The organism is Pseudomonas sp. A39, from assembly GCF_058145955.1.
Map to the genome: position 1 here is coordinate 20,481 of NZ_JBYVMD010000054.1, position 15,925 is coordinate 36,405.

A 15,925-nucleotide genomic window follows, 5' to 3' on the forward strand; every position below is an offset into this window, starting at 1 on the left:
CAGGCTTTTCATGCCGCCGGACAAAGCAGGCATAATACCGCGCCTTTACCTGCAAACCGGTAGCCCCGTGAACCCAACGCCCGCTGTGAATACCTTGCGCCCCTCGGCTTGTCCGGGGTTGCTGCGTATCGTCCAGGCGTTGGATGGCGGCATTTGCCGGATCAAACTGGCCGGTGGTTCGATCACCGCAGCGCAAGCCCGCGCGGTGGCGGGTGCGGCCCAGGCCTATGCCGGCGGGGTGATCGAGGCGACCAACCGCGCCAACCTGCAGATTCGCGGGATCGGCGCCGAAGAGGACGCCTTGATCGCCAGGCTGCTGGCCGCCGACCTCGGGCCCCGCAACGCCGCCGGTGACGACGTACGCAACCTGATGCTCAGCCCCAGCGCCGGTATCGACCCGCAGATGCTGTTCGACACCCGGCCGCTGGCCAATGAAATCCTCGCCACCCTGCAAACTCATCCGCGTTTTCATCAGCTGTCGGCCAAGTTCGCCGTGCAACTGGATGGCGGTGAAGCGCTGGCGATGCTCGAACATCATCATGATCTGTGGCTGTCGGCGTTCGTGCGCAATGGCGAGACGCTCCTCGCGTTCGGCCTGGCCGGTTGCCCTGGGCTGGATGCACCGTTGGCGGCCGTGCCCTTGGAGCAGGGCCATGCGCTGGTGGTGGCGGTGCTGGAGGCGTTTCTCGACCTCGCCACCCCGGAACACACCCGCATGCGTCATCTGCCTGTGGATAACCTGCTGAGCCGTTTGCACCTGAAGCTACTGCCGGTCGACGGCTTCAATCGCCCGCCCAGTGGTGCTTTGCTGCACCTTGGGACTTATCCACAGGCGCAAAAAAATCAGTTCTATGTCGCTGCCATCGCACCCTTGGGTCGCCTGGATTCGGCGATGCTTGCGGGCGTCGCACAACTCGCCAGCGAGTACGGCGACGGCACCTTGCGTTTCACCCCTTGGCAGGGCGTGCTGCTGCCCAACGTTGAAAAGCCTCACGCCGTGACCGAGCGCCTGGCGCACCTGGGCTTCCTCTGCTCAGCTGACCAACCGCTGGCGCGCATGACCGCCTGCACCGGTTCCAGGGGCTGCGGCAAAGCGCTGGCCGACACCAAGGCTGATGCGGTGCAACTCGCCGCGCTGAAACCCGATCACGACGTGCACCTGTCCGGCTGCCCACGTTCCTGCGCCGCCGCGCACGTTGCGCCGGTGACATTGCTGGCCGTGAGCCCCGGCCACTACGACCTCTATTTCCGCGATGCAGCCCACCCAGGGTTTGGCCGGCTGCACGCGCGCACCCTTTCTATTGAAGCGACGGGCGCCTTGCTGCGCGCTCGCCCACGGAGCAACACCGATGATTGATTACATCCGCGACGGTCAGGAGATCTACCGCAACTCCTTCGCCATCATTCGCGCGGAAGCCAAGTTGGACCGTATCCCGGCCGACCTGGAAAAACTCGCGGTGCGCGTGATTCACGCCTGCGGCATGGTCGAGGCCATCGACGGCCTGCAGTTCTCCGAAGGTGCGGGCAAGGCCGGGCGCGATGCGCTGGCTGCCGGCGCGCCGATTCTGTGTGATGCGCGGATGGTCTCCGAAGGCGTGACCCGCGCGCGCTTGCCGGCTAACAACCCCGTGATCTGCACCTTGCGTGACGACAGCGTCCCTGACTTGGCACGCGAGTTGGGCAACACCCGTTCCGCTGCTGCGCTGGAACTGTGGCGCCCGCACCTGGAAGGCAGCGTGGTGGTGATCGGCAACGCGCCGACCGCCTTGTTCTACCTGCTGGAAATGCTCGATGCCGGCGCACCGAAACCGGCGTTGATCCTCGGCTTCCCGGTCGGCTTTGTGGGCGCCGCCGAATCCAAGGCGATGCTGGCCGCCGACAGCCGTGGCGTGCCGTTCGTGATCATGCAGGGCCGCCTGGGCGGCAGTGCCATGGCCGCCGCCGCCGTGAATGCCCTGGCCACGGAGGTCGAATAATGCAGGCACGCGGACGTTTGATCGGCCTGGGCGTAGGCCCCGGTGACCCGGAACTGATCACCCTCAAGGCCCTGCGCCTGCTGCGCGAATCGCCGGTGGTGGCGTACTTCGTGGCCAAGGGCAAAAAAGGTAATGCCTTCGGCATCATCGAAGACCACCTGGTGCCGCAACAGACGCTGATGCCGCTGGTGTACCCGGTGACCACCGAGGTATTGCCGGCGCCGATGTCCTACGAGCAAGTGATCAGCGACTTCTACGACGCCGCCAGCGTCGACGTTGCCGCGCATCTGGACGCCGGCCGCGATGTGGCGGTGATCTGCGAAGGCGACCCGTTCTTCTACGGCTCCTACATGTACCTGCATGACCGCCTCGCCGAACGCTACGACGCCCAGGTCATCCCTGGCGTGTGCTCCATGCTCGGCGGCGCCTCGGTACTGGGCGCGCCGTTGGTGTATCGCAACCAGAGCTTGTCGGTGCTCTCGGGCGTACTGCCCCATGAGGACCTGAAGCGCCGCCTGGCGGACGCCGATGCGGCGGTGATCATGAAGCTGGGGCGCAACTTCCCGAAGGTGCGCCAGGTGCTGGAAGAACTTGGCCTGGCCGAGCGCGCGTTGTATGTGGAACGCGCCACCATGGCCAACCAGAAGATCGTGCCGCTCGATCAGGTGGAGCCGATGTCTTCACCGTACTTCTCGCTGATCATCGTGCCCGGTGAACGGTGGCAAGGTTGATGAGCCCGGCGATTGTCATCCTCGGCCAGGGCAGCCTGGCTACCGCGCGCAAGATCCAGCAGGTGTACCCCGGCGCCCTGATCCACGGCCTGGCCGGGCGCGTTGAAGGTGCGGACCAGACTTACAGCGAGTTCGGTGCCACCCTGCGCCAGCTCTATCAACACGGCACGCCGCTGATTGCGCTGTGCGCTGCAGGTATCGTGATTCGCACCCTCGCGCCGCTGCTGCTGGAAAAGGGCGAAGAGCCTGCCGTGCTGGCCGTGGCCGAAGACGGCAGCGCCGTGGTGCCGCTGCTCGGTGGCCTCGGTGGTGTGAACGTCATGGCGCGGGACATTGCCGCTGCGCTGGACGTGGCCGCTGCGATTACCACCAGTGGCGAGCTGCGGTTTGGCACCTGCCTGCTCAACCCGCCCAAGGGGTATGAGCTGGCCGATCTGGAGCTGGGCAAGCGCTTCGTCTCGGACCTGCTGGCCGGCGAAAGCGTGCGCATCGAAGGCGCGGCGCCCTGGCTGGACCAGGCCAACCTGCCCCAGGATCAGCAGGCACGCCTGGCGATTCACGTGGGCAGTGCCGAGCGCGTACCCGCCGCCAATGAATTGCTGATCTATCCGAAGAACGTCAGCGTGACCTGCCAGCCCGGCGCGCAACTGGCACAGCGTGTGCGCACGGCATTGCATGAGGCCGGCATCGCTGTGCAATCCCTGGCGTGCCTGCTGGCCAGCGATACGCAGATGGCCGAAGCGTCGTTGCATGAGGCAGCGTTGGAACTGGGTGTGCCGTTGCGGTTTGTCAGCGCCAGCCAAGAGGCCGATATCGTTATTGATGTCGCTGAGCAGCCGTTGGACCTGTCGCGCGTCGGACGTCTGCGTGGTCGCCTCGCCGTGATCGGCCTGGGCCCTGGTGCCGCCGAGTTGATGGTGCCCGCCGTGAAGGCTGAACTGGCACGCTGCACCGACGTGCTTGGCTACGAAACCTACGTGCGCATGGCCGGTCCGTTCCGCGATGATCAGGTGCAGCACTGCACCGACAACCGCGAAGAAATGCAGCGCGCGCGTCACGCTTTCGAGTTGGCGGCCCAAGGTCGCTCGGTGGTGGTGGTGTCGTCCGGCGACCCTGGCGTGTTCGCCATGGCCGCTGCGGTGATCGAGGCCTTGCACGCGTCCAGCGACCCGGCGTGGCATCAGGTCGACCTGCAAATCCTGCCCGGTGTCTCGGCCTCCCTGGCCACCGCCGCCCAGGCGGGCGCGCCGTTGGGCCATGACTTCTGCGTGATGTCGCTGTCGGACAACCTCAAGCCTTGGTCAATCATCGAAAAGCGCCTGGACCTGGCGTCCCAGGCTGACCTGGCCTTGGCGTTCTACAACCCGATCTCGCGTTCGCGGCCATGGCAACTGGGGCGCGCGCTGGAAATCGTCGCCCTGCATCGCACGCCGCAAACGCCGGTGGTGCTGGGCCGCGATATCGGTCGCCCGGGGCAGACCCTGCGAGTGACCACGCTTGGGCAGCTGACGCCGGAACAGGTGGACATGCGCACCATGGTGCTGATCGGCTCGTCCACCACCTGCACTTTCCCCCGTGCCGGTGGCGGTGAGTGGGTGTACACCCCGCGGTGGTACGGCGAGAAACCCGCGTCCTGAAAACCGCCGCTGGGCTGCCTGAAAGCGCCGAATGACGCAGGGATTTTCCTGATGTTGTTCGGCGCTTTTTCTTTTTATGGCGACGAAATCCGGAAGCTCGCCAGGCACCCTGCGTGATTGCTGGGTGCCAGGGTTTGACGGGCCGCACCAAGGGGGTTTTATCGCCTGGGAAACCCGTCGAGCAGTGGACTAGGGTGGACATAAGCCTCGAGTTGGGGTGCTTGTGGAGAATCAAAATGGAGCGACATCACAGAAGGATCAACAGTACAAAAAGGCGCAAGTTGATTGCCGCCTACAAGTTGCCGGGAGCGTCAGGCACGCAGGCGGACCTAGCGCTGGACACCGAGGACAACTTCAACGCGGCGGTGGTCAACAACAGCGTCATTTCATTTGCCGAAGGGCTGTCCGGCCTGAATCGGGAATACATCCGTAAAAGCTACCTGCTGGCCAGCAGCTACGTAAGCGATGTGTTGAAAATCCAACGCGGTACCGAGGTCTGGTACGAAGAATTTATCAAGGTGATGATCAGCCTGGGCTGGCTGCCGGTACGCAGCCGCTTCGAGAGGATCTCGCGTTCGGGAAAGGGCCTGACGGTGCAATTGGCGGCGCTGAATATCATGGCCGCGCTGTGGGCGGCTACGTCATTGTCCGGAACGCTGCTCACCGCGCTGCCGAAACTGGCGGCCGATGCGTTGGAGGCGTTGAAGCAGACGCCTGCGACTTTCGAGTTGTTCAAACGCAACAGTTCGGTACACCAAGGCGGTGATTTCGGCCTGGCGTCCTGTGCTGAAACCGATGGTGAACTGATGATGGTGCTGGTGACCTACAGCACCCACGGCGTGAGCAAACAGGTGGGGTTGCCGTTCCTGGAGTGGGATAGCTCTTCGTTCGAAGCCTTCAGCGGGCAGACCTGCCTGGTGCTGAACACCTCGGTGGTCAACGAAAAAACCATCCAACTGATGCGCGAGAGCGCGGGAGACAAGGTGCAACTGGCGATCGCCAAGTACCGGATCTAGGGCACGAGGTAGCCGCGTACCCCGGTGAAAATGATTTGCGCGGCGAGGGCGCACACGAACAAACCCATCAACCGGCTGACGATCTGCAAGCCCTGGTCACCGAGGATACGTTCGATGCGGTTGGACAGGTACAGCACCACACCCACCGTGAGGCTGGCCAGGGCGATGCTGAGGATGGCGGTGAGTTTGTCATCCCAGTGCGGTTGACTTACGCCCATCACCAGCAGTGCACCGATGGTGCCGGGGCCGACGGTGAGGGGGATGGTCAGCGGCACGATGGTCACGTCCTGCTGCACGTTGTCGGTCTGCACCGCCGACTTGCCTTGGGCCATGCCCAGGGCGGAGATGAACAGCACACTGCCGGCGCCGATGCGGAAGGCGTCGACGGTGATGCCGAACACACTGAAAATTACCCGGCCGAACAGGTAGAGCAACACGCTCGATACCAGGGTGGCCAGCGCCACTTTCCAGGCCAGGCGCCGCCGCTCTTTGCTGGAGTAGCCACGGGTAAGGCTGATAAAGCAGGACAGCACGAAGAACGGGCTGTAGAGCACCAGCATTTTCAGGTAGACGCTGAATAACACGTGGAGCATGAAGGGCGGCTCGCGGGCGGAAAAAGTGTGGGCAGTCTATCAGGCGAAACAAATCAAATGTGGGAGCTGGCTTTTGTGGTGAGCGGGCTTGCCCCGCGCTGGGCTGCGAAGCGGCCCCAATAAAAACGCCGCGTTGTGTCAGGCACTCCGCGGCGTTGGGTTTTAGGGCCGCTTCGCAGCCCAGCGCGGGGCAAGCCCGCTCACCACAACAAGCCCGCTCACCACAATATAGGTGGGGTGTTGCCACGAACGTCAGGTCAGGAGGGCGCGTGTTCCGGCCTTTGTTGGCGCTGTGCCACCCAGAACTCCACCAGTTCCCGCAACTGCGACAGCTCCACCGGCTTGGCCATGTGCCCATCCATCCCGGCCTGGCGGGCGCGCTCTTTATGTTCCGTCAGAATGTGCGCCGTCAACGCCACCACCGGCGTACGAATGCGTTGGTGGCTTACCTCCCACGCACGCAGTTGCTGGGTCGCCGAGAAACCATCGAGGATCGGCATTTCACAATCCATCAATACCAGGTCATAACGCTGGGCTTTCATCGCCTCCAACGCTTCCTCGCCATTGCTGGCGGTGTCCGGGTTGAGGTTGAGCTTGCCGAGCATGCCGCGGATCACTTTGGTGGAGATGCTGTTGTCTTCGGCCACCAGGATGCGGAAGTCGGCGGGCACCGTGACGGCTGCCGGTACGGCGAGGGGCGGGCGTGATTGCAACGTGCCTTTGCTGCGCTGGGTCAGTTCGTCGGCCAGGGTGGTCTTGAGCGTGTAGCCGGCCACCGGCTTGGCGAGGATGCGCTTGATCCCGCAATTGCGCGCGATGATCTTACTCGGCGCGTTGCTGATGCCAGTGAGCATGATCAGCAGGATGTCGTGGTTCAGGCTCGGGTCTTCCTTGATCTTCGCCGCCAGTTGCATGCCGGTCATGCCGGGCATGTTCTGGTCCAGCAGCACCACGTCGAAGTAGTCACGCAGGTGCGCCTTGGTGCGCAGCAACGCCAGGGCTTCCTTGCCCGAGGGCACGGCGCTGACGTTCAGGCCCCAGGCCGAGCATTGCTGCACCAGCACTTTGCGGCAGGTGTCGTTGTCGTCCACCACCAGCACCCGTGCGCCTTTGAGTGGGCCGTCGAGGTCGGAGGTCGGGTGCTCCAGGCGTTCCGGGTCCAGCGGCAGGGTCAGCCACAGGGTGCTGCCCTGATGGCTGCCGCTCTTGATACCGAATTCGCCGTTCATCAACAGGATCAATTGGCGGGCGATGACCAGGCCCAGGTGACCGTTCAGGCGGGTGGCCGAGAAGAAATTCTTGCTGTGCAGTTCGCTGTGCAGCAAGGCGTCGCGCTCGGCCGCTTCCATCGGCAGGCCACTGTCCTGCACGGCAATGCGCAGGCGTGGCTTGGTGCTGCGGTCATCCAGCGCGACGACGATCAGCACTTCGCCTTCGTCGGTCTTCTGCAGGGCGTTTTCCAGCAGGCTCAACATGGCCTGGCGCAAGCGGGTCGGGTCGCCGCTGATCACACGGGGCACCTGAGGCTGGATAAAGCTGATCAGCTCGACGTTCTGCTGCTCGGCCTTGGCGCGGAAGATGCTCAGGCAGTCTTCGATCAGCGCATTGAGGTCGAACTGCACGTCATCCAGTTCGATCTGGCCGGACTCCAGCTTGGAGATGTCGAGGATTTCGTTGATCAGCGTGAGCAGTTCGTTACCAGCGCTGTGGATGGTCTGCACATAGTCGCGTTGTTTCACCGACAGCGGCGTGCCCAGCAGCAGTTCGGTCATGCCGAGCACACCGTTCATGGGGGTGCGGATCTCGTGACTGATCTTGGCCAGGAACTCGGCCTTGGCGGCGATCTCGGCGTTGCTCGCCGCCAGGTCGCGGCTGAGGCTGAAGCGCGCCTCGACAATCGCACGCTGGCGTTCGCCCAAAGCCAGGCTCATCAACAGGCCGCTGAGGCAGATAAAGGCCAGCAACGTGACGATCAGACCCTGTGGCGAGACCATCGTCAGGCCCAGCAGCGCCGGCAGGATGATCAGCGTACCGATGTTGAACACCACCATCGCGGCCACGAACAGGCGTGCCGGGCGGTAGCCTTTCTGCCAGTGATAGGCCGAGACAAACAGCATGCTCAAGCCGGCCAGGGCCACCAGGGCGTAGGTGATGATGTTCAGCGGCAGGGTGTTGACGAACAACAGCAGCAGGCCGCACAGCACAATGAACAGGATGTCGCCCATCAACAGTTTGTTCAGCGGGTGCGGGCCCAGGGGCATGAAGAAGCGGTAGGCGAACATCAGCCCGCACGGCGCGGTCAGCAGCAGCGCCAGGTAAGCGCCGGGTGTCTGGACCGCATGCCAGTTCGGCAGCCATGGACCTATCAGATTGAGCAGCAGTGCCAGGCTGAGCATCAACAGCACTTCGCAAGCCGCCAGCCACAGGCTGCTGCGCGAGCGGTGGTAGGCGAAGCGCGTGAGGTTGTGCAGGATCAGCATCAGCAAGCAGCCGAACAGCAGGCCGTAGATCAGCGTCTGGGTCTGGTCGGCGGCGGCGAGCACGGCCGGTTCCAGGGTGATGTAAGGGCGCAGCTCGTGTTCGGAGACCAGGCGCAGGTAGACCTCAAGGGGCCTCTGGCTCTGGGGCATCGGCAGCATGAAGTCGCTGCTGGGCAGCGGCCGTTCTGCCTGGGGCTGGCGCGTGCCGGTGCTCTGTTGTTCCACCAGGGTGTCGCCGTCCAGCACATACAGGCTCAGGTGCGACAGGTCCGGGGCGAATACCCGCAGCACTTGCTCGTGCTTGCCGGGTTGCAGCTTGAAACGTACCCACAACGCACCGTCCGGTTCCGCAGCGGTGATGCGGTCCAGTTCGATGGGGCTGAATTGATTGGTGTAGCGCGAGGACCGGATGTCGCTCAGTTGCAGGTCGGCCTGTTCATCAAGCAATACTGCCCAGCCACTGCCTTGCGCCGCGGCCTGGGCCGGGAGCAAGCAGAGCAGTGTCAGCAGGCTGACAGTAAAACCTATGGCGATCCTGAGCCAGCGCACGGCGAAATCCCTTCGTAGGTTGATGCACGGGTTAACTATGCGCGGGTAGGCCTGCATACGGCAAGGGCCAGAGGCCCTTGCCTAGCCGAACGGATAGCTACTGACGGCGGCTGCTTAGCTGTTCTCGCCCCGTTCACGGGCGATGGCGCGGTAGCCGATGTCCTTGCGGTAGAAGCAGCCGTTCCAATCGATCTTCGCGGCCAGCGTGTACGCCTGTTGCTGCGCGGCGTCGACACTGGCGCCCATGGCGGTGGCGCACAACACGCGGCCACCGGCGGTCACGACCTTACCGTCCTTGAGCGCGGTGCCCGCGTGGAACACTTTGCCTTCCAGGGTCGCCGCCGCATCGAGGCCTTCAATCACATCGCCCTTGGCGTAGTCGGCAGGGTAACCACCGGCCGCCAGCACAATGCCAACGCTCGGACGCGGGTCCCACTGCGCTTCAACCTTGTCCAAGGCCTGGGCCAGGGCGGCTTCCACCAGCAGTACCAGGCTCGATTGCAGACGCAGCATCACCGGTTGGGTTTCCGGATCGCCGAAGCGGCAGTTGAACTCGATGACTTTCGGGTTACCGGCTTTGTCGATCATCAGGCCGGCATACAGGAAGCCGGTGTAGACATTGCCTTCATCGGCCATGCCACGCACGGTCGGCCAGATCACCAGGTCCATGACGCGCTGGTGCACGTCGGCGGTGACCACCGGGGCAGGGGAGTAGGCACCCATGCCGCCGGTGTTCGGGCCGGTGTCGCCGTCGCCGACGCGTTTGTGGTCCTGGCTGGTGGCCATTGGCAAGACGTTCTTGCCGTCGACCATCACGATGAAGCTGGCTTCTTCGCCGTCGAGGAATTCTTCGATCACGACGCGCGAACCGGCGTCACCAAAAGCGTTGCCGGCGAGCATGTCGCGCACGGCGTCTTCGGCTTCCTGCAGGGTCATGGCGACGATCACGCCTTTACCGGCGGCCAGGCCGTCGGCCTTGATCACGATCGGCGCACCTTTTTCACGCAGGTAAGCCAGGGCCGGCTCGATCTCGGTGAAGTTCTGGTAATCGGCCGTCGGGATCTTGTGGCGGGCCAGGAAATCCTTGGTGAACGCCTTGGAGCCTTCCAGCTGGGCTGCGCCGGCGGTTGGGCCGAAGCAGTCCAGGTTGCGGCTGCGGAACAGGTCCACGACGCCAGCCACCAGCGGCACTTCCGGACCGACGATGGTCAGGGACACGTTCTTTTCAGCAAAATCTGCCAGTTGCTCAAGGGCCAGCACGTCGATAGCGACGTTCTCGCACTTGGCTTCAATGGCGGTACCGGCGTTGCCGGGGGCGACGAAAACCTTCTGGACGCGCGGGTCCTGGGCAACTTTCCAGGCCAGGGCGTGTTCACGGCCACCGCTGCCAATGATCAAAACATTCATTTCAAAAACCTCAAATTCTGTAGGCGCTGCAGGAGCGCTTTATGTGGGAGGGTTGTTGTGGTGAGGGGGGGGGCGTCCCCCGCCGGTTTCACTGGAAATCCAGTGGGGCTGCTGTGCAGCCCAGCGCGGGACAAGCCCGCTCACTACAAAAAGCGCCTTCCACATTTGGATCAGTGACGGAAGTGACGCATGCCGGTGAAGACCATGGCGATGCCGGCTTCATCAGCGGCGGCGATCACTTCAGCATCACGCATCGAGCCGCCCGGTTGGATCACGGCGGTCACGCCAGCTTTCGCGGCATTGTCCAAGCCATCACGGAACGGGAAGAATGCGTCGGAAGCCATCACCGAACCCACCACCTGCAAACCGGCGTGTTCGGCCTTGATCGCAGCGATACGCGCCGAGTTCACGCGGCTCATCTGGCCAGCGCCGACACCGATGGTCTGGCGGTTTTTGGCGTAGACGATGGCATTGGACTTCACGTACTTGGCCACTTTCCAGGCGAAGATCAGGTCGTTGATCTCTTGCTCGGTCGGGGCGCGCTTTGTGACCACTTTCAGGTCTTCGCTGCCGATCATGCCGATGTCACGGCTCTGTACCAGCAAGCCGCCGTTGACGCGCTTGTAGTCCCAGGCAGCGGCGCGGTCAGCCGACCACTCGCCGCAGGCCAGCAGGCGCACGTTGGCTTTGGCCGCCACGATGGCGCGGGCTTCTTCGCTGACGCTTGGGGCAATGATCACTTCAACGAACTGACGCTCGACGATCGCCTTGGCGGTCTCGGCGTCCAGTTCACGGTTGAAGGCGATGATGCCGCCGAAAGCCGATTCGGTGTCGGTGGCGTAGGCCAGTTCGTACGCTTGGCGAATGCCGCCTTCCGCGTCCGGGCTCACGGCCACGCCGCACGGGTTGGCGTGCTTGACGATCACGCAGGCCGGCTTGACGAAGCTCTTCACACATTCCAGCGCGGCGTCGGTGTCGGCCACGTTGTTGTAGGACAGCTCCTTGCCTTGCAGTTGGGTCGCGGTGGCGATGCCGACTTCAGCAGGCTTGGCTTCCACATAGAACGCCGCGCTCTGATGCGGGTTCTCGCCGTAGCGCATTTCCTGGGCCTTGATGAACTGGCTGTTGAAGGTGCGCGGGAACTGGCTGCGGCCTTCGGTGCTGAGGGTTTCAGCGGCTTGGTTCACGGTGCCCATGTAGTTGGCGATCATGCCGTCGTAGGCGGCGGTGTGTTCGAACGCCTTGAGCATCAGGTCAAAACGCTGGGCGTAGGTCAGGCCACCGGCCTTCAGGCTTTCGAGCACCTGGGCGTAGTCGCTGGCGTTGACCACGATGGCCACGTCTTTATGGTTCTTGGCGGCCGAGCGAACCATGGTCGGGCCGCCGATATCGATGTTTTCGATGGCAGTCGGCAGGTCGCAGCCTGGCTTGTTGATGGTGGCTTCGAACGGGTAGAGGTTGACGGCCACCAGGTCGATCGGCTTGATGCCGTGTTCGGTCATGATGGCATCGTCGATCCCGCGACGGCCGAGGATGCCGCCGTGGATTTTCGGGTGCAGGGTCTTGACCCGACCGTCCATCATTTCTGCGAAACCGGTGTAGTCCGCCACTTCCACTGCGGCCACGCCGTTGTCCTGCAGCAGCTTGAAGGTCCCGCCCGTGGAGAGGATTTCCACACCCAGAGCTTCCAGCTCGCGGGCAAATTCGAGGATCCCGGTCTTGTCGGAAACACTGATCAAGGCGCGGCGGATCGGCAGGCGGGTAGTCTGGTCGGTCATTTCAATTTCCATCAAAAGCAAAGGAGTCAGCAAAAAAGGCGACCGGTTTTACGCGGGCGCCTTTCTGGTTTGATTGAATGCTTACAGCAAATCGTATTGTTTGAGCTTTTTGCGCAAGGTGCCACGGTTGAGGCCCAGCAGCTCACTGGCTTTGGTCTGGTTGCCCTTGACGTAGTTCATCACGCTTTCGAGCAAGGGCGCCTCGACTTCGGAGAGCACCAGGTTGTACACGTCCGTGACGGAAGCGCCCTCAAGGTGGGCGAAATAATTGTGCAGCGCCTTCTCGACACTCCCGCGAAGGGTCTGACCTTCTTCGCTCGGCGTGTTGAGGTGCTGTTTCAAATTGACGTTGTCGCTCACGGGTGTTGTTCCACTCACTAAAGTCTCGGTCATCATCGTCATGCGGCCACCCCCTCTCCGTCCCCTGTCCCCAGGCTCTTGTAACGCTCGCTGAAGAACTCACGAACGTTGGCGCACTGTGCTTCCGTATCATCCAAACGATTGAAGTGGGCGCGAAACTCCCTGGCGCCCGGCAAGGTTGCGAGATACCAGCCGACATGCTTGCGGGCAATGCGTACTCCCATCACGTCTCCATAGAAAGCGTGCAGGGCGGCCAAATGCTCTAGCAGAATACGTTCCACCTCGATCAGCTCCGGTGCCGGCAATACGTCGCCAGTACGCAGAAAATGCTCGATCTCACGAAAAATCCACGGTCGCCCCTGGGCGGCCCGGCCAATCAACAAACCATCGGCACCGGTGGCGTGCAGCACGCGCCGGGCTTTCTCGGCGGAGTCGATGTCGCCATTGGCAAACACCGGTATCGACACCGCCTGCTTGATCGCAGCGATGGTGTCGTACTCGGCTTCACCGGTGTAAAGGTCGGCGCGGGTGCGGCCATGCACCGCCAGCGCTGTAATGCCTGCCTGTTCGGCGATCTTCGCCACCGTCAGGCCGTTCTTGTTGTCCCGGTCCCAGCCGGTGCGAATCTTCAGGGTGACCGGCACATCGACTGCGGCGACAACGGCCTGCAGGATCTCGGCAACCAATTGCTCATCTTTCAACAGCGCGGAACCGGCGGCCTTGTTGCAGACCTTCTTGGCCGGGCAGCCCATGTTGATGTCGATGATCTGCGCCCCCAACTCCACGTTGGCCCGGGCCGCATCCGCCAGCATCTGTGCATCTCCACCGGCGATCTGGACCGAGCGGGGCTCGGGATCGCCTTCGTGGATCATGCGCATCCGCGATTTGCGGGTGTTCCACAAGCTCATGTCGCTGGTGACCATTTCCGAGACTACTAGACCCGCGCCCAACCGCTTGCACAGCTGACGAAAGGGCTGGTCAGTGACGCCCGCCATCGGGGCGAGAATCAAGCCGTTCTGCAATGTGTATGGGCCGATGCGTACCGCCGACATAGGACTTCCCTGTTGTGGGGCCGGATCATTAGAGTTCGAAAAAGGGTTGGCATGATACCCGCTCTCGATGACTGGATAAAGGCTGAATTGGATAAAATCTGAACAGTTATTTCTTTATCGCTACCGGTTTGGTCGCGCGGGGCTTAGTCAATAACTCGCCGTCAAACCTCGGTGCGTGAACCGATTCACTCGGGCGAGTGAAAGCTCAGGCTGTAATTCACGGCTTTATTGCCCGGATCGAGGATATCCAGGGAGATATGGATCGGCGTTTGCGATGGCATTTCGCTCACACCGGCCAACTCGCCGCTGAGGTATTCGGCGGGTTTGAAGCGACGACTGGCAATCAGGCTGCCATTCAGGTCGGCAAAGCGCAGCTCCAGCAGCGGGAAGGGCTGGGAGAATGTCGCACGGTTATAGATGATGGCGTCCACCACCAGCGCCCCGGCGAAGTCCGGATGGCTGCGTACCACCAGGTTACTGCTCTTGATATGGGCGATATCGACCCGCGACGGCACCGTACAGCCCAGTGTGGGGCACAGTTGCTGGAACCACGGACGGTAGGCGTCCTGGCGGGCCAGGTCGTCGAATTGGTAGGCGATGTACTGGGCTGCGAGGCCGCCGGCGGCGATCAGCACCAGCAACAGCCAGATCAGGCGACGGCCCAGGCTGGCCGGACGCTTTTGCGCGTAGAGGTGCAGCGGATCGTCTTCGAGATCCAACAGTTGGTCGTCGTGCACACTCGTTTCGGTGCGCGGGCGCTTGCGAGAGGGTTTGGGGCGTTCTTCGGGTTCAACGTCATCGGCCGATTGGGTCAATGGCGTGAACGGTGGATCGACGTCGTCATCGTCTGGCGTGGAGCGCAGGGGGGGCTCATCGTCGAGGTCGTCGGTGTGAAACGACATGGACGGCTCGGTGCGCTGCTTGGTCGCAGGTGCGTTCGTCGGTTCGGGTTCGATGTGCGTGGCTTGCACGCGCTCTTCAGGCGGTTCGCTGAACAGGCTGGCAGCCCATTTTTCTTCTTCGGCCTTGACGGTGTTGCGGCTGGCGCTGAGAGGCTCATCTTTTTGCCGACGATCAGTACCCGCTTGGCGACGTTCTGCGCCGGCAGGCTGGGTGTGCTGAATCTCGCGACGTTCCAGCTTGGCCAGTTCTTCGTCCAGGTCCAGGTTGTCCAGGTCCAGCTCTTCGGCGGTCCACTGCTTTTGGCTGATAGCCCGTGGCAGCTCTGGCTCAGCCGCAGCCGGCAGCTCAGGCGCCGGTGTACCGGCAGCACGCTGCTCCAGCAACTGGCGAGCCGCATTGAACACTTGCAGGCACGAGCCGCAGCGAACCACGCCACGGGCCACGCTCAATTGAGCGTGGTTGACGCGAAAGCGCGATTGGCAATGCGGGCACTGGGTGACGAAACTGTCGGTCATGCGGCCATCCGATTCAGGCAAGCGCTCATTCTAGCGCCGACGACCGCTGATGCGTACCCAGCCATCGCGGTTGGCGATCGGATCCAACTCGAAATCCTTCGCGTAGGCGGCAGCGACGTCTTCGCCTTGCTCGGCAAGGATGCCCGACAGCGCCAGGCGGCCGCCCGGCTTGACCAGGCTCGACAACTGCGGCGCCAGGGACACCAGCGGCCCGGCGAGGATGTTGGCGACCAGTACGTCGGCCTGCACCTGGGGCAATTGCTCCGGCAGGTAGAGTGGGAATTTGCCTTCAGGAATGTTGTTGCGCCCGGCGTTATCGCGCGAGGCTTCCAGCGCCTGCACGTCGATATCGGTGCCCACGGCTTCCTTGGCACCCAGCAACAGGGCGGCAATCGCCAGGATCCCCGAGCCGCAACCGAAGTCGAGCACGTGGCTGTCGGTCAGGTCCTGGCCGTCCAGCCATTCCAGGCACAGCGCGGTGGTTGGGTGGGTGCCGGTGCCGAACGCCAGGCCCGGGTCCAGCAGCAGGTTGACCGCGTCCGGCTCAGGCGCGGCATGCCAGCTCGGCACGATCCACAGGCGCTGGCCGAAACGCATCGGCTGGAAGTTGTCCATCCAGCTGCGTTCCCAGTCCTGGTCTTCGATGACTTCGCTGTGATGCTCCGGCAGCGGGCCGCCGGTGAGCAATTCCATATGGGCCAGTACGGCGGCGGCATCGGTGCCGTCTTCGAACAGGGCCAGCAAATGGGTGTGCGACCAGAGCGGGGTGGTGTTGAGTTCGGGTTCGAAGATCGGTTGGTCTTCGGCGTCCATGAACGTGACCGAGACAGCGCCGACTTCAAGGAAAGCGTCTTCGTAGGTTTCGGCTTGTTCTGGGCTGATGGCGAGACGGACTTGCAGCCAAGGCATGGCGGGCACCTTTGAAAAA

The 15,925-nt window shown here is 63.0% G+C and carries 13 protein-coding genes; 5 read left to right on the forward strand and 8 right to left on the reverse strand.

Annotation, left to right across the window (positions count from 1 at the left end):
* Positions 1-10: 10 nt before the first annotated feature.
* The 5 genes from cobG (at position 11) to AC3ZU9_RS27470 (ending at position 5,360) form a co-directional block, all read left to right on the forward strand.
* Positions 11-1,357 carry a precorrin-3B synthase gene (cobG, locus tag AC3ZU9_RS27450; protein ID WP_490091606.1) on the forward strand — a complete coding sequence of 449 codons (1,347 nt, stop codon included), beginning with the start codon at positions 11-13 and terminating at the stop codon, positions 1,355-1,357.
* The gene (locus AC3ZU9_RS27455; RefSeq protein ID WP_012721987.1) at positions 1,350-1,976 is read left to right on the forward strand and encodes a precorrin-8X methylmutase; all 627 of its coding nucleotides are present in this window, start codon (positions 1,350-1,352) and stop codon (positions 1,974-1,976) included. Before cobG ends, AC3ZU9_RS27455 begins: the two co-directional genes overlap by 8 nt.
* Positions 1,976-2,707 carry a precorrin-2 C(20)-methyltransferase gene (locus AC3ZU9_RS27460; RefSeq protein WP_046033963.1) on the forward strand — a complete coding sequence of 244 codons (732 nt, stop codon included), beginning with the start codon at positions 1,976-1,978 and terminating at the stop codon, positions 2,705-2,707. The genes AC3ZU9_RS27455 and AC3ZU9_RS27460 overlap by 1 nt, the downstream gene beginning before the upstream one ends.
* A complete protein-coding gene (cobJ, locus tag AC3ZU9_RS27465) occupies positions 2,707-4,344 on the forward strand; it encodes a precorrin-3B C(17)-methyltransferase (RefSeq protein ID WP_102061151.1) in 1,638 nt (545 codons plus the stop codon). Before AC3ZU9_RS27460 ends, cobJ begins: the two co-directional genes overlap by 1 nt.
* 236 nt (positions 4,345-4,580) lie before the next feature.
* Positions 4,581-5,360, forward strand: a complete 780-nt coding sequence (locus AC3ZU9_RS27470; protein ID WP_490091607.1) for a hypothetical protein — start codon at positions 4,581-4,583, stop codon at positions 5,358-5,360.
* Here the strand turns inward: AC3ZU9_RS27470 and AC3ZU9_RS27475 are convergent.
* From AC3ZU9_RS27475 to prmA, 8 genes are all read right to left on the reverse strand, one after another.
* The gene (locus tag AC3ZU9_RS27475) at positions 5,357-5,953 is read right to left on the reverse strand and encodes a MarC family protein (RefSeq protein ID WP_003171467.1); all 597 of its coding nucleotides are present in this window, start codon (positions 5,951-5,953) and stop codon (positions 5,357-5,359) included. The genes AC3ZU9_RS27470 and AC3ZU9_RS27475 overlap by 4 nt on opposite strands.
* Before the next feature lie 257 nt (positions 5,954-6,210).
* A complete protein-coding gene (locus AC3ZU9_RS27480; RefSeq protein WP_043204714.1) occupies positions 6,211-8,982 on the reverse strand; it encodes a hybrid sensor histidine kinase/response regulator in 2,772 nt (923 codons plus the stop codon).
* Positions 8,983-9,096: 114 nt separating this feature from the next.
* The gene (purD, locus tag AC3ZU9_RS27485; protein WP_012721992.1) at positions 9,097-10,389 is read right to left on the reverse strand and encodes a phosphoribosylamine--glycine ligase; all 1,293 of its coding nucleotides are present in this window, start codon (positions 10,387-10,389) and stop codon (positions 9,097-9,099) included.
* 170 nt (positions 10,390-10,559) lie between these two features.
* Positions 10,560-12,167, reverse strand: coding sequence for a bifunctional phosphoribosylaminoimidazolecarboxamide formyltransferase/IMP cyclohydrolase (purH, locus tag AC3ZU9_RS27490; protein ID WP_012721993.1), 1,608 nt, complete (start codon positions 12,165-12,167; stop codon positions 10,560-10,562).
* A gap of 81 nt (positions 12,168-12,248) precedes the next feature.
* On the reverse strand, positions 12,249-12,569 hold the full coding sequence (gene fis / locus AC3ZU9_RS27495) for a DNA-binding transcriptional regulator Fis (RefSeq protein ID WP_002555375.1): 321 nt from the start codon (positions 12,567-12,569) through the stop codon (positions 12,249-12,251).
* Positions 12,566-13,579 carry a tRNA dihydrouridine synthase DusB gene (gene dusB, locus AC3ZU9_RS27500; protein ID WP_012721995.1) on the reverse strand — a complete coding sequence of 338 codons (1,014 nt, stop codon included), beginning with the start codon at positions 13,577-13,579 and terminating at the stop codon, positions 12,566-12,568. The genes fis and dusB overlap by 4 nt, the downstream gene beginning before the upstream one ends.
* A 185-nt stretch (positions 13,580-13,764) precedes the next feature.
* Positions 13,765-14,997, reverse strand: a complete 1,233-nt coding sequence (locus AC3ZU9_RS27505; RefSeq protein ID WP_460951856.1) for a DUF3426 domain-containing protein — start codon at positions 14,995-14,997, stop codon at positions 13,765-13,767.
* A 30-nt stretch (positions 14,998-15,027) separates the two neighbouring features.
* Positions 15,028-15,906, reverse strand: coding sequence for a 50S ribosomal protein L11 methyltransferase (prmA, locus tag AC3ZU9_RS27510; protein WP_010213491.1), 879 nt, complete (start codon positions 15,904-15,906; stop codon positions 15,028-15,030).
* Positions 15,907-15,925: the final 19 nt, after the last annotated feature.

What these genes read in the sequence shown, in the direction of transcription:
- cobG (WP_490091606.1), top strand. Translation starts at nt 11, where the DNA reads ATGCCGCCGGACAAAGCAGGCATAATACCGCGCCTTTACCTGCAAACC.
- AC3ZU9_RS27455 (WP_012721987.1), top strand. Translation starts at nt 1,350, where the DNA reads ATGATTGATTACATCCGCGACGGTCAGGAGATCTACCGCAACTCCTTC.
- AC3ZU9_RS27460 (WP_046033963.1), top strand. Translation starts at nt 1,976, where the DNA reads ATGCAGGCACGCGGACGTTTGATCGGCCTGGGCGTAGGCCCCGGTGAC.
- cobJ (WP_102061151.1), top strand. Translation starts at nt 2,707, where the DNA reads ATGAGCCCGGCGATTGTCATCCTCGGCCAGGGCAGCCTGGCTACCGCG.
- AC3ZU9_RS27470 (WP_490091607.1), top strand. Translation starts at nt 4,581, where the DNA reads ATGGAGCGACATCACAGAAGGATCAACAGTACAAAAAGGCGCAAGTTG.
- AC3ZU9_RS27475 (WP_003171467.1), bottom strand. Translation starts at nt 5,953, where the DNA reads ATGCTCCACGTGTTATTCAGCGTCTACCTGAAAATGCTGGTGCTCTAC.
- purD (WP_012721992.1), bottom strand. Translation starts at nt 10,389, where the DNA reads ATGAATGTTTTGATCATTGGCAGCGGTGGCCGTGAACACGCCCTGGCC.
- purH (WP_012721993.1), bottom strand. Translation starts at nt 12,167, where the DNA reads ATGACCGACCAGACTACCCGCCTGCCGATCCGCCGCGCCTTGATCAGT.
- fis (WP_002555375.1), bottom strand. Translation starts at nt 12,569, where the DNA reads ATGACGATGATGACCGAGACTTTAGTGAGTGGAACAACACCCGTGAGC.
- dusB (WP_012721995.1), bottom strand. Translation starts at nt 13,579, where the DNA reads ATGTCGGCGGTACGCATCGGCCCATACACATTGCAGAACGGCTTGATT.
- AC3ZU9_RS27505 (WP_460951856.1), bottom strand. Translation starts at nt 14,997, where the DNA reads ATGACCGACAGTTTCGTCACCCAGTGCCCGCATTGCCAATCGCGCTTT.
- prmA (WP_010213491.1), bottom strand. Translation starts at nt 15,906, where the DNA reads ATGCCTTGGCTGCAAGTCCGTCTCGCCATCAGCCCAGAACAAGCCGAA.